We start from the raw sequence: 16,032 nt of genomic DNA, 5'->3' as shown, positions 1-16,032 counted from the left end.
ACGCTATTGGGTCACGCCGGAAGAGCTGGAGCCCGAATCGCTATCGATCGCACGCGTGGCGCTGAAGCCCGCGCTCATGGTGACACGGAAGGCCGACAGCACCTTCTGCACCTGCGTGAACGGCGCGTCCGAAATGTAGATGGCCTGCCCTTCATGCACGGTGAATTCACGCGCCAACGCCACTTGCTCGGGCCGCGTCAGGTCAAACTGATACACCACCGGCAGCATGTCCGGCTTGCCGGCTACGCCGGCCTTGGCGGGCGTGAACAGGAACACGGAACGCGGGTCGGCCAGCTTGTCGTCCAGGCCACGCGAATCGGCCAGCGCGTCCAGCACCGAGTAATTGCGCTTGCTGATCGCCACGCGGCCCTGGTTGCCCGCCGCGCCCAGCACGGTCAGGTACTCGCGCGAGTCGTAGGCGGTAATGACGTCACCCGGCCGCAGCAGAATGTCGTTGTTCTGATTGCGGTAGATGTCCGACAGACGCACCGAGGCCACCTGGTTGTCGCGGCGCAGGCTGATGACCAGCTGCTCGGGGTTGGTCTGCACCGGCGCGGCCTGCGCCAGCGCGCTGCTCAGGCGCTGCGCGGTCTGCGTGATCGGGTACATGCCGGGCTTGGTCAGGTTGCCCTGCACCGTCACCATCTGGCCGCGCGCATCGGTCACGCGTGTGACGCTGACGTCCGCGCCCACCACCAGCTTGGCCAGGCGGCCCACCACGGAATCATGCAGCTGCGCAAGCGTCAGCCCTTCTGCGCGGAACTTGCCCAGGATGGGGAAATAGACGTTGCCCGACCGGTCGATCTCCTGGTTGCCCAGGTCACTGACCCCGGACGGATCCGCCGCGAATACGCCCAGCCCACCGCGTTCCCACACGCGCACGTTGATGCCGTCGCCCGGCACCAGGCGGTCGAAGCCCGCTTGGGTCAGGTCGCGATAGCGGACCGGAAAGTCCGCCACGTCAGGCACCCTGCTGGCTTGCACCAGTTCGCGCGAGGCGGGCATCACGATAACGTCCTTGTCGTCGTGTGCCCCCGTCATTTCGCTCAACATCGGACCGGAACGCGGCAGCTGGCAGCCCGAAAGTGAAAGTGCGGCCAGCACCACCATGGCGAAGGCCGCGTTGCGCCGCAGGCCGAAAGCCGGGACGTTCATGTGCATAAAACCCTTAAATCTATTGGACCTTGAAAAGACCTGCCGCCGATCACGCAAGCATGCGTTGCATCTGCGGGAAGTCGATGCGTTCGTCGTTCTCCGAGACGGCCATGACGGGCACGCACAGGCTCAGGAACTTGGACAGCATCGCGTCGAGCGAAAACAGGTCTTGTGCCCGTTTGCGGCTCTGCGCCTTCAATGACTCGTTACTGCGCACCAGGTCGACCATCGACTCCACCTTGTCGCAGGCTTCTGTCATGTCGGGATGTTCGACGTCGCTAAGCAGGTGACCCGTTTCGTTTTCGACGAAGCATTCGCCAGCACCACCGGCGGGTGTCGAAATCACCGGAACGCCCAACAGCTGCGCTTCGATCAACACGTTGGGCAAGCCTTCATAGCGCGACAGCAGCACGCTGGCGTCCATCTGCGAATACCAGTAGCCCACGTGATTGGACAAGCCCACCAGCAGCAGCCGGTCAACCACACGCAGCTCTTCCGCCAGCGCGACGATGTTGTCGTGCAGGCGTCCATCGCCCACGATGACAAAGCGTGCCTGGGGTCGTCGCTTCAGGTACATCGCGGCCATCTTGATCCATAGCTGCGGCCGCTTGTCCGGCTCCAGCCGGAACACGCCGCCGACCGTCTCGGTGGCATCGGCGGTGGCTTGTTTGAAGGCCTCCCACTTCTGCTCGTCGACGGGCGACGCGTTGGTGGCCAGGTCAGGCACGCCGTTGTACAGCACGTGAAAGCGCACGACCGGAATGCCCAGCCACTGCGCATACGCCTCGGCGGCGGTGCGGCTGTTGCTGACGAAGTAAACGCCCGGCACTTGCGCCAGCGCCTGGAACAGCTCGGGATATTCTTCGCGGAATCGGTCCTTGCGAATGTTGGGCGGCAGCCCGCGAAACACCAGGTGGATGGTCGGCACACCGGCCAGCAACGCGGCCAACGCGCCGAACAGGCACGTGCCGTCCTGCCACAGGCTGACAACATCGAACGGATTGGCGCGCAGCACCGGCGCCAGGCGCGTCACACCGTAGTGCACGGGCGGCGGCAGTTGTTCCAGCATGCGGCCCAAGCGGCCATCGGGCACCGATTGGTGCGCCACCGAAATGGCCGGCAGCTTGTTGATCTCGGTCACCGGAATCTGCGCCTGCACCAATACCGGCAGGAAGAAGTCCAAGCCCTGCTTCTTCTTGGTCGAACCCGCCGGTTCGGTGTGCTGCTTGACCATGACCTCGACCTTCTCAGGCCGCATCACGACGTCAGGCAGTTGCCGATCCGGTTGAGCCGCCATGCGCGTCAACTCGCCGGCCAGGCGGGTCAACTGGCGCTCGGCGCCGCCAGGGCCCAGGCTGCCCGTCACCAGGGCGACGGACACGGGCTTTTCTGGCGGTTGCTCGGCGATCTTGCGGTTGCGAAAGTGCAGGATGGCGTGCTTCATCGACACGATCCGCACGTCCTTGCCCGCCAGGCCGCCTTCGGGCTCCAAGCCCTTGAAGAAGGCGTAGTCGGCCGCCAGCGCGGTGGCCAGTTCGGCCGCCTTGCTGCCGGGCGCCAAGTGCGCGGCGACCGGGCGGATCGCTTCATACGCGTCCGCCAGCAAGCCGCGCTTGCGCAGCCGCTTGGCGAATTCGACGCGGATATTGCGATCCGTGTGTTCCAGGATCAGCCGCCGGAACAGCTGGTCCGACTGCTCGTGCGCGCGGATGTCGCTAAGCAGCTTGGCGCGCGAGAACAGCCGCGACGGGTTCTCGGACGAGGCCGGCAGATGCCGGTCGACCAGGGACAAGGCCTCGTCCAGATGCCGTTCCTTGACCAGTCGCGTCGCGCAATAACGCACGATCTGCAAGTCGTCGGGGCATTCTTGAAGCAAGGTTGCCCACTGCTCGGCCATCCCTTCGTTCAAGCCCGCCGATTCCTTCAGCCGAAGCAACAGGAAACGGACCTTGGAATCTTCCAGATGATCGCGCGCCAACGCTTCGGCGCGCGCCAGGTTTTCTTGTGCGACCTGGACCCGCACCGACGCCGTGACGATCTCCTCCAACTGGGCATGCACCCATTGGAGATCGGACGAAACGTCCGCCCGTTCGGTAGTCAGTGGGGTATTCATGCTGCCTTCCTTCGGTTGGCTTTTTCGATCCACACCAGGCAGCGATCGATGTAGTGATCGAACTGCGTGGGGTTATCGGACAGTTCGCGAAGGCGGCGCCAGTACGGCAGGGCCTGTTCGAAGCGATGCAGGCGCATGGCGCCGACAGCGGCCAGGCGCAGGCCGATGGCGTCGTTGGGAACCAGTTCCACGATGCGTTCGCCCAGCGCCAGGCGCTCGGTTGTGCTGGCCGGATCCAGCGCGCGTGCCTCGGCGTACAGCACGGCGATGATGCGGCGCTTTTCGTGCTCGACTTCCGTCATCTGCGGCCACGACTGGGCGACGCGTTCCAGCAGGTTCCACGCGGCGCGATGATCGCCGGCGGCCAGCAGTTCGCGGGCGCCTCGAATGGCGCGCGGGCCGAGCCTGCCCAGTTGGCGTTCGGCTTCGTCCTTGGCGCTTTGGTCGGCCGAGGCGTTGGCCAGCACCGCCTGGTAGGCGTCGATGGCTTCACCGAACCAGCCACCGTTGAAGGCCACGCGGGCAAAGTACAGCTGCGTGCTCAGGGGCGCGGCCTTGTCGGCGGCGGCTTGCTCCAGATGGCGCATGGCGGTTTGCTTGTCGCCCAGCGCATCGGCGGCGCGGCCACGCATCGTGTCCAGCTCGGGGAAATCAAGCTGCGTGTCCAACGCGACGTCGGTCAGGTCAATCACTACCTTGTGGTTGCCGGCCAGCAGCGCGGCGCGCACGCCAAGGCGCATCGCCCGTTCGAACGCACGCTGTGCGCGCACGGCGGTCAGGGCGTCGGGGTTCAGCAGGCGGTGCGCGCAGATGCGTTCGGCGGCGTCACGCAGACGGCCGTCTTCCAGTGCGCGAGTGCCTTCTTCGGCCCATGCGGTGGACTGCGATTGCAGCCAGGCGCCGATGTCTTCGTGCTCGCTATTGGCCAGGCCGCAAGACGCGGCCAGCGCGGCGGCGGCCATGATGCAACCGCGCCACGAAGCTTCTTTGACCAGCTCCAGCGCGTCCATGTCTTCCAACGCGGGCGATTCGGCTGCCAGGGCGCGCAGACCGGCGCGGTCACCGGCCAACAGGCGGTCGCGCCACAGCACGGCAAAGCCGCGGCCATGCGTCGGGATGGCTTCGCGCACTTCATTGACCCAGCGGATCACGGCTTCCATGTCGCCGCCGGTTTGCAACAGCGACAGCACCGTGTCGGCCGCTTCCAGCGCGGTGGCGTCGGTGGGCGAGGAGATGCGGAACAGCTGCTTCCAGTTGCCCAGCGACTCATCCACATAGCCCAGCTGGCCGGCGGAAACCGCCGCGATGCGCACGATTTCGGGCGTTTCGATTTCGTCGCCCAGAAGGCCGGCGGCAAGCGAGTACGCCAGGTCGTGACGGCCCAGCTTGAAGTGGTTACGCATCAGGATCTGCTCGGCCTTGCTGCCGGTGGCCAAGGCGCCGTCGGCGCTGCCCAGCAGGGCGAGCGAGCCTTCGTAGTCGCCCAGTTCTTCCTGGATGCGCGCAAAGAGCAGCGTGTGTTCGGGCAGGCCGGGGTGGCGGCGCAGCACGTCGCGCACGCGGCGCGATGCTTCGCGCAGGTCGCCGGCATCCCAGATCTTTTCGATGCGTTCCGCGCTGTCGTCGGCGCCCAGCTTGGGCACGGCCACCTGCGTGGTGGACGCGCTCATGCGCGGACGCATGTAGTTCTTGAACCATTCGTGGCACAGGCGTTCGGCGAAGACCTGCGTGTAGTGCGTCAGGTCCAGCCCGCCGTCTTCCATCGCGTCGGCCTGGCCGATCTTGCTCATCAGCGGCGTGGGGTCGTAGCACGGCACGCCGATGCGCTGCGCGCTGGCGGCCACCGTGGCGATCAGTTGCGCGCGTTGTTCGATCGGCACGTTGTCCGGCGTCAGTGCGTTGACATGGGTGACGAACACCACCTTGTCGTGGCCCAGCAGCGCGACCAGGTCACGCATTTCGGCTTCGATCTCTTCGTCGGTCTGATCGCGCTTGACGATGCGCGACAGCAGTTCCTGGTCATCGCGCGACAGGCTCTTGAACACGGCGTCCTGGTCCAGCTGCGCACGGCGCTCGGCAAGCCGATCGGTGCTGGCCAGTTGCCAGAACATGCGGGTGCGCGTGCGGTCAGCGAAGAACTCGCTGAAGTAGCGCCCCAGGTAGTTCGATTGAATGGGATGGCCGTCGATGGTCAGCAGCTTGCGCGAGGACAGCTCAACCATGTAGAGGTCGGCCGGCTTGTGCGTACCACGGCGAGCCTGCTCGCCATTCGAAGGACGGAAGATCAGGCGCTGTACGTCGGCCGGAATGTCGGCCTGGCCGAACATGAAGCGCGCCTGTTGCAGCGCCTCGGCGCTGGTGTGCACGAAACCGTAGTTGCGCCCGAGTTGCAGCTTGATCGGGTAGCGTCCCACGGCATCGCGCAGCGGCGTATGGATCCGGCAGGTGCCGATCGGAGCGATAGTAAATGCAGTCATCCAGGGTCTCTCCTGTAGTGATGGATAGCGAGCCTGAACTTAAAGAGTCCAGTACAAGAGGTCGGGGGCAAGGCGTTTGCTATCCAGCACCGACTTCAAGTCGCACACCATGCCTCCACTGTTGACCAAGCCGGGGATGTCTTCCCAGATGGTCTCCATGGTTTCGCGGTGGGGCACCGCGAGAATCAACACGTCCATGCCGCCGAATTGCGCGCGGGGGACGAGCTTGATGCCGTATTCGTGTTCCATCTGCTCGGGGTCGACCATCGGGTCGCAGGCAACCGGCGTGATGCCGTAGCTGCCCAGCGCCTTGTACAGATCGACGACCTTCGAGTTACGGATGTCGGGCACGTTTTCCTTGAACGTCATGCCCAGGATGCCGACGCGGGTGGACGCATTCAGGCGGCCATTGCGGGCCAGCGTCTGCACGATGCGCTGCGCGACGTGGTTGGCCATGCCGTCGTTGATGCGGCGGCCCGACAGAATGACTTCGGGGTGGTAACCCAGTTCCTGCGCCTTGGAGGTCAGGTAGTACGGGTCCACGCCGATGCAGTGCCCGCCGACCAGGCCGGGCGAGAACTTCAGGAAGTTCCACTTGGTGCCGGCGGCGTTCAGGACTTCCGAGGTACGGATGCCGACCAGATCGCAGATCTTGGACATCTCGTTCATCAGCGCGATGTTGATGTCGCGCTGGGTGTTTTCCAGCACCTTCGCGGCTTCGGCCACCTTGATGGACGAGGCGCGGTGCACCCCGGCATCGATGATCTTCTCGTACACGCCGGCAATGATTTCCAGCGACGCTTCATCCTGGCCGGATACGATCTTGACGATCTTTTCCAGCGGATGCTCGCGGTCACCCGGGTTGATGCGTTCGGGGCTGTAGCCCAGCTTGAAGTCGATGCCGCAGCGCAGGCCGGACACTTTTTCCAGCTCGGGGCCGCAGATTTCCTCGGTGGCGCCGGGGTGGACGGTGGATTCGAACACGACGATGCAGCCCGGACGCAGCACGGGTCCGATGGACTGGCACGCACGCACCAGCAAGGAAAAATCGGGGTTGTTCTTTTCGTCGACGGGCGTGGGAACGGCAACCACGAAAAAGTCGCACCCTTCCAGTTCAGAGATCTGGTCGGTAAAGGTCATTGCAGAGGCACGCAGGGCGTCGTCTTCAATCTCGCCGGTCCAGTCGTGTCCTTCTTTCAGTCGTGCGATTCTCCGCTTATCCACATCAAAGCCGATGACATCAAAGCGCTTGGAAAATGCAACGGCTACGGGCAGGCCGACATATCCAAGGCCACACACTGCGATTCTCTTTACCACGGGGGCCTCACTGTTTTCGTCGTGTCGTAGACACTAGAAATCGACACCCAAGGATGCGTATTCGATTCGAAATCGATATACGACTGTCCCTATTGGGCGGACTGATTACTTAAGGAAAGTTACGGCTCGAAACGTATACATACCCGTTTCTTGATGAGCCAACGAATCGTAGAGGGGCCAGACAGCAATATTCTTTCTAAAAATTTTTATTGCTGTGGAAATGAGTCAGAGCGCCCGTAATAAACCCCGGGATTTCCCTCAAATAATTACATTCATTACACAAACCGCAACACAGGAACGCCGGGTAATTGTGAGTGAATATAAAAAAGGGTATTTCTTATTTTTGTTTAACCATACTGAAAAACATAATGCCCGTTCAGCGGCAATTTATTAATAGCCTAAAGCAATAATTCTGTAATGCAAAATCGTTGTGTACAAGGCAGCCATAATCGGCCGGATAATGCCCTGCAAACAGCTGCCATCAAACGCACTTGGCCCACCGCATGCGGTGGGCCAAGTGCTTGATATGAAAGACGCTTACCGTTCATGGCCGGCGCCGCGTACTTAGGTCTCCACCGCATCAGGGCGTCATTGCGTCGTCGATATTTCTTTGGCGGCCGCCTGGGCGGGTTCGCCGACCGATGTCGTGTCCGACCAGCCCGCGCCCAGCGCTTTGTACAAGGCTATGCCTCCCTGTAGTTGCGCCACCTGACTCAGCGCCAAGGCATCGCGCGTCTGGTTCAGGCTGCGCTGCGCCACCAGCACGGGCAGATAGGCGCTCAACCCTCGCGCGTAGAGCTGGGTGGCTTGTTGCAGGGCCAGTTGGCTGGCGGTCGCGGCTTTCTGTAACGCGGCTTGCCGTTGGCGTTCGCTGGTCCATGCCGTCAAGGCGTCCTCTACGTCGCGCAGCGCCGAACGCACGTCCCGCTCGTAGACGCGCCGCACGGCGTCGGCGTTGGCCTGTGCCGCGGCCACGCCGGCTCGCGCGCTGCCGGCGTCGTAGACAGACTGGCTGCCCTGCATCGCCGCCGACCATGCCAGGCTGGCGCCTGAGAACAGGTCGTGGATGACGCTGGCGGTGGTGCCGAATCCCAAGGGAATACGGAATGTGGGAAAGCGTGCGGCCTGTGCCACGCCGATTTGCGCCGTGGCGGCGGCCAGGCGCCGTTCGTCCGCGCGCAGGTCGGGGCGTTGGCGAATGACGGCCGAAGGCAATGACAGCGGCAAGTCGGCCGGCATGGGCAACGCTGGCGCGGACGTTGCGAGGGCTGCATGCCAGTCCCCGGGAAACCCGCCCGTCAGCACACCGATGGCATGGCTGAAACGGGCGATGTCTGCTTCCCGCAGGGGCGGCTGCGCCTCGGCAATCTCGCGCTCGGCACGGGCCTGGGTAACGTCGGCCAGCGTGCCCAGACCACCGCGGTGCGCCTGCTCGGCCAAGCGTTCAGCCTCGGCCAACGAACGAATGTTGTCTTGCGCGATGGCCAGGCGCAGTTGCGCGGCGCGCAGCCCGGCGTAGTCGGACACCAGTTCGGCCACCAGGCTCACTTGCAGCGCACGATGGTCCTCGGCCAACGCCTGGATACCGGCGTCGGCGGCCTCGACCGCGCGGCGCGTGCCGCCAAACAGGTCCAGCTCCCAACTCGCATCGAACCCCAGATGCCAGGTTCGCGCCCGCCCGCCCGGCTGCGAGCTCAGTGCCTTGCTGCCGAGTGCGGACTCGCCGGCGGCGCCGACCGAGACCTCGGGCAGGGCGGCCGAGGCAATTTGCACGCGCTCGGCGCGTGCCTGACGCAGGCGTGCCAAGGCGATGTCCAGATCCTGATTGTGCGCCAGGGTCTGTTCGACCAGCCGGTCCAGCAAGGGGTCCTGGAAGGCGCGCCACCAGGTGCGCAAACCATCGTGGTCGCCATCGGACATGGCGGCGTCGGCCTCAATCCAGTGCGCGGGCACATCCAGCGTCGGCGTGCGGTAGTCCGGGCCGACGGCAGTGCAGCCGGCCAGCAATGCCAACAGAAAAGGAAGCGGTGCCTGCCGAAGGCGTGCTTGCGTGCGAGGGATGGGTACATGCATGGCCTTGTCCTTACAACCAGCCGTGCAGCAGCGAGATCAGCCGACCCTGCGGCACCGGCGTACCCGCCGAGGGCGTGACCTCGATGCTGCCGGTCATGCCGGCCGCCAGCACGACGTCATGCGGGACATGCTCGAACTCGATGCGCACCGGGATGCGCTGCGCCAGCCGGACCCAGCTGAAGCTGGGTTCCACGCTGGGCAGACCCTGCGCGTCGGCCTGCTGGTTGCTGTCGGTAATGCCTCGCCCGATGCTGGCCACCCGCCCCGGCAATACCTGGTCGAACCCCATCAGGCGGATCCGCGCCGCCGCACCGGGTTGGATGCCGCGCAGTTTGGTTTCCTCGAAGTAACCGGTGATCCAGAAGCTGTGGGCATCGATCAGCGCGATGTTGGGCTGGCCCGTCACGGCGTAGTCGCCCTTGTTCAACCTCAGGCGCGTGATGTAGCCATCGGTTGGCGCGCGCAGTTCGGTGCGTGCTTGATCCAGCTTCGCCCTGTCCACGGCGACCTGTGCACTGCGTAGGTCGGACCGCGCGATGGCGACCGCCTGGTTCGCCCGCTGGATGTCCTCGGCCGGCACCAGGCTTTCCATGCCACGGCGCCGCCGCGCCTCTTCGGTTTTCTGGCGCAAGAACACCTCGGCTGACGCCAACTGCGCTTCGGCCTGGGCCAATGCCAGCGCGAAGCCGGCATTGTCGATGCGATAGAGCAGGTCGCCCTGTTTGACGTATTGATCGTCCATGACCGAGACCTGGACGACGGTGCCTGACACCTCGGGAGCGATACGTACGATTTGCGCGCTGACACGGCCATCACGGGTCCACGGGGCGACGACGTAGGCGCGCCACAGCGCAGTGACCAGAAAGCCGGCAGCAACGACCACCGCAAGGGTGAGTCCTGCCCGCAGCAGCAGCTTGGCGGGAAATAAGCGTTCAGACATAAAGCACCAACAGGGAAACAAGGCAAAGGGAAATGGCGAACTCGAACAGACCCGGATGCCACACCCAACGCAGCAGCCCGCAACGCGCCAGCACAAAGCGAAGGCCCATATAGATCGGCAAGGCCAGGCAGGCGTAGACAAAGAACGGCGGCAGGTAGATGCCGCCCAACGAAAATTCACTGAGCATGGGTGTGGCCTTCAGAGGGGTACGGGACGTCGTTCGCATGGCGTTCCAGCAGCGCGGCGATGTCGAGCAGCACGACCCTCACGCGCCGCACGTCATCCGTCGTGGCGCCGGACCGCACCGGCAAGCGCGCCAAGGCGGCTGCGGCGCGGCGGGCATGGCGTGCGGCCCGCGCGGGATCCCCTACCCGCCGGCGCAGATGGCGCAGCGTGCGCGCCACCACGCGCGGCCACTCGGCGTGCTGCGGCGCCTGGCGCAGCCAGCGTCGCAGGCGCAGGATTTCCCGACCCAGATGCAGGCTCGCCAGCGCCTGGGCGATGGCGCGATCCATCGCCTGCGGCTGCGTCCTGAGCAAGGCGCCCAGTTGCGCGATGCGGTGTTGTTGTCGCCATTGCCAGGCCGATGCATCGGGCGGCACGCCGCGCAAGGTGCCCAGCGCCGCGTCGCGGATGCGCCGGCGCAAGCGCGTGACGTCGCGCGCCCCATTGCGCGGAAGCACGATCCTGAAGCCAAGCAGCGTGAAACATGTCGCCAGGACCCACGCCACGGCGCCATTGAGGAACAGTGCAAAGTCGTAGCGCATGGGGTTGTCCGCCGCCGCCAGTGTCGTGAACGCCACCAGATACGCCACGCCCGCCAGCGCATAACGCGGCATCGTGGTGGCATACACACCGGGCAGCCAGAACAGGCCCAGGACGACCAGCAGCAGCGGCAGGCCCGAGACGTGCGGCAGCACGATGAAGGTGCACAGAAAGGCCATCGCCACGGCGGCCACCGTGCCCTTGATGAATTCGACGGCACCCAGCGCGGGATTAGGCGCGGTGGACAGCAGGGCGCATGCCGCCGCCAAGCCCGCCAGCATCATGTTGCCTTCCGTCCAGCCGGTGGCGATCCAGAAGGCGCCGCCCATCAACACCGTCAACAGCGCGCGCACGCCATTCTGGAAAGCCGCCACCGTGTCGCGGTGAAACGGCACGGAGACGCGCGCCGGCGTCGGCCTGGGCTGGTGGAAACGCTTGATGCCGTCGATGGCTTGCAGGTAATCGTCCAACTGCTCGATCAGGCGATCGCCGGCGATCATGAGCGCGGCCTGCTCGGAGGCATCGTCCAGCGAGGCCGAGGAAAGGACGGCCACCAGCCGGGCGCGCAGGTCGATCAGCCGCCCGATGGCACGCGTCGTTGCGGTCGGGCCGCGATCGGTCGGGCCGCGTTCCTGCCCCAAAGCCTCAGCAACCTCCCGCCATGCCTGCTCCCATTCCGGCTGCAACGCACTAAGCGCAGCGAGGCCGGCGCGGTGTTCGCACCAGGGCGGCGCGCCGCCCACCAAGGCGGAAAACAACGACACCATCGTGTGCCGCACCGTGCCGGCACGGTGGGCCAGATCGGCGGACTCGGCCTTGCCCAGCGCCAGCAGATCGTCCACGCCATACAGCTCGGTGATAAGCGAACGCCGTCCGGCGTCAAGCGGCTTGGCGCCCGGCGCCGCGCTACCTTGAATGGCCTGGTGATGCGTTGCCAGCACGCCCGCCGTGGCGGCCGCAAGGCGGTCGAGCAGTATGGCCAGGCGGCTATGCACGCTGCGGCTGCTGAACAGGGCCGACACCAGCGCCAGGCAGACCACGCCGACCAGCACCGACGCGCCGCGCCCCATCACCTGATCGAAGGTGCGTTCCGGATGCTGCATGGCGCCGTAGGCCGCCAAGCCCACGGTGTAGCCCGCCAGCGTGGCGCCATAGGCCCGGAAATGACGCAGCAGCGTCATGCCCACCACGCACACCCCCAGCCATACGCCGAACCCGAGCAGGAAAAGCCAGGGCATCTGCCCGAAGGCGCTCATCAGGACGAAGGCGGCCAGCATTCCGGCCAGCGTGCCCAGCACCCGCCACACCCCCTTGCCGATCACGCCGCCCTGGACAGGGTTGATGACCAGCAGCACGCTGGAAGCCGCCGCGTAGGGCGCGTGCAGTTCCAGCAGATAAGCCACCACCAAGGCCAGCCAGGCGGCCAGGATCGAACGCATCACATAGGTCGCGCGTGGCGTCGTCAGATCGAGATATGGCAGCCCACGCGCCAACCGCTCGCGAAACCGGGAAAGGCGTGGAAAGACGCCCGAATTCGCTTCAGGCACGTTCGCCGACTGCACGATGCAACCCTTCTACAGTGATCAATACGCGTCACTGTAGGCAGGGCCGATCATTCCGAAAAGTGTATTTACTGCACTCGAACGATTGCGCGATACGCACGCATCGGGGCAAGCTTTGCGCTATGGCTTGGCGCGCTTGGCCGCCTGCGCCTGGCTCTCGTTGCAAAGCGTATGAATGGTCTGCCGCAGCCATTGATGGGCGGGATCGCCCTCCAGGCGCGGGTGCCAGGCCTGTGTCAGCAGCACCGTTTCCAGCGGTGTCGGCAGGTCGAACACGCGAATGCGCAGGCCCGCGGACAGCGCGGTGCTGGCCAGATGCCGGGGCAAGGGCAGCAGCAGATCCGAATCCTGCAACGCGAACAGCGCCGTGTACGGATTGGGCACTACCAGGGCAACGTGCCGACGCAGCCCCTGCGCCTCCAGCGCGGCATCGAGCGGCCCCGCGGCCTTGCCGCGCCGCGACACGTTGATGTGTTCCCAGCGCGTGAGGCGTTCGGACGTGATCTCGTCGTCGAAAATCGGATGGTTGGCGCGCGCGACGCCCACGAACGTCGTGGTGAACAGGGGCTGCACACGAATCTCGGGCCCCAGCTTGCGCGAGGCGCTGATGAACAGGTCGATGCGGCCACTGCGCAGCGCCTCTTCGTCCACGTCGTCTTCCTCTGGCGAAAAGCGCAGCATCGCCCGTGGCATCTCGCGCGCCATCGCATCCAGGAGATGACCCAGATGGATGCTCACAAACTCATCGGTGGCGCGGACATTGAAACGCCGATCCAGCAATTTCAGGTCGATCTGGGCATCGGTAGCGAACACCTGCGAGGCCTGTTCGACCGCCGCGCGCACTTGCTCGCGCAATGCCAACGCTTTCGGTGTCGGCATGAGCTTGCGACCGACCTGGACGAACACGGGATCGCCCAGCGCCTCCCGGATGCGGCTCAAGGTGCGGCTCATCGCCGGCGCGCTCAGGTGCATGCGGCGCGCGGCGCCGATGACGCTGCCCTCGTCGAGCAGCGCATCGAGCGCCAGCAGAAGATTGAGATCGGGACGTGGCATGGCAGCCCCTTTTTCTCGTTTTCAGAACCTGAAAGATGAACCTCGGCGTTATTCCACCGTGACGCTCTTGGCCAGGTTGCGCGGCTTGTCCACGTCGGTGCCGCGCGCGCATGCCGTGTGGTACGACAGCAGTTGCAGCGGGATCGTGTGCAGGATGGGCGACAGCTTGCCGTAGTTTTCCGGCATGCGGATCACGTGCATGCCTTCGGCGCTTTGGATCTTGCTGTCGGCATCGGCAAACACATACAGCTCGCCGCCGCGTGCGCGCACTTCCTGCATATTGGACTTCAGCTTTTCAAGCAGCTCGTCCTTGGGCGCGATGGTAACGACGGGCATGTGCTCGGTCACCAGCGCCAGGGGGCCGTGCTTGAGTTCGCCGGCCGGGTAGGCTTCGGCGTGGATGTAGCTGATTTCCTTGAGCTTCAACGCGCCTTCCAGGGCGATCGGATAGTGCATGCCACGGCCCAGGAACAAGGCGTTTTCCTTGGACGCAAAGCGGTCGGCCCACGCCATGATCTGGGGTTCCAGCGCCAGCACCGAACCGATGGCCACCGGCAGGTGACGCAGCGCCTTCAGGTGGTCGGCTTCTTGTTCTTCGCTGAGGTGGCCGCGCACTTGCGCCAGCGCCAGCGTCAGCAGGAACAGCGCGGTCAGCTGCGTGGTGAAGGCCTTGGTCGAGGCCACGCCGATTTCAACACCGGCGCGCGTGATGTACGACAGCTTGCATTCGCGCACCATGGCGCTGGTGGACACGTTGCAGATGGTCAGCGTCTTGTCCATGCCCAGCGAACGCGCGTGCTTGAGCGCGGCCAGCGTGTCGGCGGTTTCGCCCGACTGCGAAATCGTGACGACCAGCGAGCGCGGGTTCGGCACGCTGTCGCGGTAGCGGTATTCGCTGGCGATTTCCACGGCCACCGGAATCTTGGCAATGGATTCGATCCAGTACTTGGCGGTCAGGCCGGCGTAGTAGCTGGTGCCGCAAGCCAGGATCAGCAGCGAATCGATGTCCTTGAAGATCTTGTAGGCATCGTCGCCGAACAGCTCGGGCGTGATCGATTCGATGTCTTGCAGCGTATCGCCCACGGCGCGCGGCTGTTCGAAGATTTCCTTTTGCATGTAGTGGCGGTACGGGCCGAGTTCGGCCGCGCCCGTGTGCACGTGCACGGTGTGCACCTCGCGGTCCACGTTCTTGCCGTTGGCGTCCACGATCCACACACGCGACAGTTGCAGGTCGACAACGTCGCCATCTTCCAGATAGATGATCTGGTCCGTGGTGCCGGCCAGCGCCAGCGCGTCGGACGCCAGGAAGTTTTCGTTCTGGCCCACGCCCACCACCAGCGGCGAGCCTTGGCGCGCGCCCACGACGCGATGCGGTTCATCGCGGCAGAACACGGCAATCGCATAAGCGCCATGCAGGCGGCGCACGGCGTTTTGCACGGCTTCGAACAGGTCGCCCGCGTACAGGTGGTTCACCAGGTGCGCAATGACTTCGGTGTCGGTCTGGCTTTCGAACACATAGCCGACGGCTTGCAGTTCGGCACGCAGTTCGTCGTGGTTTTCGATGATGCCGTTGTGCACCAGCGCAATACGGGGCTCTTCATTGCCCAGGTGCGAAAAGTGCGGGTGCGCGTTGTGCGTGGCGGGCACGCCGTGCGTGGCCCAGCGCGTGTGCGCAATGCCGGTAAAGCCCTGGACCTTGTCCTGGGCAACCTGGTCGGCCAGCTCGGCAACGCGCTGCGTGCTGCGCGTGCGGCGCAGGTGGCCGTCTGCATACACGGCGACGCCGCAGGAGTCGTAGCCGCGATACTCCAGCCGCTTCAGGCCTTCAACCAGGATCGGGGTGATGTCGCGCTGGGCGACGGCGCCAACAATGCCGCACATAGGAAAACTCCACTTAAGTTCGGGTACCGACGCATTGTGCGCGAGGCGCCAAGAAATATGATTTCTTATTATTGCTTCGTTTGGAATTTAATTTACTTACGTATTTGTGATTAAATTATCTTTCGTAGAACCGAGATTTTTGAATTAATCATGCAAAACCCGACGCACCCTCCCGCTTTGCCGCAGCCGGAACTGGACGATCTGGACCTGCGTATCCTTGAGCAACTTCAAGTAGACAGTTCACTGACGAATCAGGACCTGGCCGCGCGCGTGCATGCGTCGCCTCCCACGTGCCTGCGTCGCGTGCGGCGCCTGGTGGACGAAGGCGTCATCGCCCGCCAAGTCGCCATCCTGGCGGCCGAAAAGCTGGGCAGCACGTTGACGGCAATCGTGGAAATCACCCTGGACGTCCAGGCCGCCGAAAGCCTGGACGCGTTCGAGCAAAGCATGCTGACCGAGCCCGCGGTCTTGCAGTGCTACCGGGTGTCGCCCGGACCGGATTTCGTGGTGATCGCCCAAGTAAAGGACATGCCCGCCTATCACGCGCTGGTCCACCGCGCGTTCACCGCCCAGGCCAACGTGCGCAACGTGCGCACGTTCTTTTCGGTGCACCGGGCAAAATTCGAAACGCGGATTGATGTCAGGGAGTGAAGCGGGATCGGCGTGGACGCAAGGTTGTCCCCTTGTGCCTCGCGG

Annotated in this window: 11 protein-coding genes; 1 reads left to right on the top strand and 10 read right to left on the bottom strand. The window is 64.6% G+C overall.

What is annotated here, in order from left to right; genetic code table 11:
• Nucleotides 1-3 precede the first annotated feature (3 nt).
• The 10 genes from DVB37_RS01160 to glmS all read right to left on the bottom strand — a co-directional run bounded on the left by DVB37_RS01160 (nucleotide 4) and on the right by glmS (nucleotide 15,336).
• Nucleotides 4-1,161, bottom strand: a complete 1,158-nt coding sequence (locus DVB37_RS01160) for a polysaccharide biosynthesis/export family protein (RefSeq protein ID WP_120153483.1) — start codon at nucleotides 1,159-1,161, stop codon at nucleotides 4-6.
• Between the two features lie 43 nt (nucleotides 1,162-1,204).
• The gene (locus DVB37_RS01155) at nucleotides 1,205-3,268 is read right to left on the bottom strand and encodes a glycosyltransferase (RefSeq protein ID WP_120153481.1); all 2,064 of its coding nucleotides are present in this window, start codon (nucleotides 3,266-3,268) and stop codon (nucleotides 1,205-1,207) included.
• Nucleotides 3,265-5,745 carry a hypothetical protein gene (locus DVB37_RS01150; protein WP_120153479.1) on the bottom strand — a complete coding sequence of 827 codons (2,481 nt, stop codon included), beginning with the start codon at nucleotides 5,743-5,745 and terminating at the stop codon, nucleotides 3,265-3,267. Before DVB37_RS01150 ends, DVB37_RS01155 begins: the two co-directional genes overlap by 4 nt.
• A 39-nt stretch (nucleotides 5,746-5,784) precedes the next feature.
• Nucleotides 5,785-7,044, bottom strand: a complete 1,260-nt coding sequence (locus DVB37_RS01145) for a nucleotide sugar dehydrogenase (protein ID WP_104144730.1) — start codon at nucleotides 7,042-7,044, stop codon at nucleotides 5,785-5,787.
• A 606-nt stretch (nucleotides 7,045-7,650) separates the two neighbouring features.
• A complete protein-coding gene (locus tag DVB37_RS01140; RefSeq protein ID WP_120153477.1) occupies nucleotides 7,651-9,135 on the bottom strand; it encodes an efflux transporter outer membrane subunit in 1,485 nt (494 codons plus the stop codon).
• Between the two features lie 10 nt (nucleotides 9,136-9,145).
• On the bottom strand, nucleotides 9,146-10,075 hold the full coding sequence (locus DVB37_RS01135; protein WP_120153475.1) for an HlyD family secretion protein: 930 nt from the start codon (nucleotides 10,073-10,075) through the stop codon (nucleotides 9,146-9,148).
• Nucleotides 10,068-10,262, bottom strand: a complete 195-nt coding sequence (locus DVB37_RS01130) for a DUF1656 domain-containing protein (RefSeq protein ID WP_120153473.1) — start codon at nucleotides 10,260-10,262, stop codon at nucleotides 10,068-10,070. Before DVB37_RS01130 ends, DVB37_RS01135 begins: the two co-directional genes overlap by 8 nt.
• The gene (locus DVB37_RS01125) at nucleotides 10,252-12,279 is read right to left on the bottom strand and encodes an FUSC family protein (RefSeq protein ID WP_120153471.1); all 2,028 of its coding nucleotides are present in this window, start codon (nucleotides 12,277-12,279) and stop codon (nucleotides 10,252-10,254) included. Before DVB37_RS01125 ends, DVB37_RS01130 begins: the two co-directional genes overlap by 11 nt.
• A gap of 243 nt (nucleotides 12,280-12,522) precedes the next feature.
• Complete coding sequence (locus tag DVB37_RS01120) at nucleotides 12,523-13,455, bottom strand: LysR family transcriptional regulator (RefSeq protein WP_120153469.1); 933 nt, start codon at nucleotides 13,453-13,455, stop codon at nucleotides 12,523-12,525.
• Between the two features lie 48 nt (nucleotides 13,456-13,503).
• Nucleotides 13,504-15,336: a glutamine--fructose-6-phosphate transaminase (isomerizing) gene (glmS, locus tag DVB37_RS01115; RefSeq protein WP_104144725.1), complete on the bottom strand. Its 1,833-nt coding sequence runs from the start codon at nucleotides 15,334-15,336 to the stop codon at nucleotides 13,504-13,506.
• A gap of 150 nt (nucleotides 15,337-15,486) precedes the next feature.
• Between glmS and DVB37_RS01110 the strand changes: the two genes are divergently transcribed.
• Nucleotides 15,487-15,987: an Lrp/AsnC family transcriptional regulator gene (locus DVB37_RS01110; protein ID WP_120153467.1), complete on the top strand. Its 501-nt coding sequence runs from the start codon at nucleotides 15,487-15,489 to the stop codon at nucleotides 15,985-15,987.
• Nucleotides 15,988-16,032 lie beyond the last annotated feature (45 nt).

It is taken from the genome of Achromobacter sp. B7, from assembly GCF_003600685.1.
GTDB classification, from domain to species: Bacteria; Pseudomonadota; Gammaproteobacteria; order Burkholderiales; family Burkholderiaceae_B; genus Achromobacter; species Achromobacter spanius_B.
The sequence above is the reverse complement of the archived record's forward strand: the minus strand, read 5'-3'. Positions and strand labels throughout refer to the sequence as shown.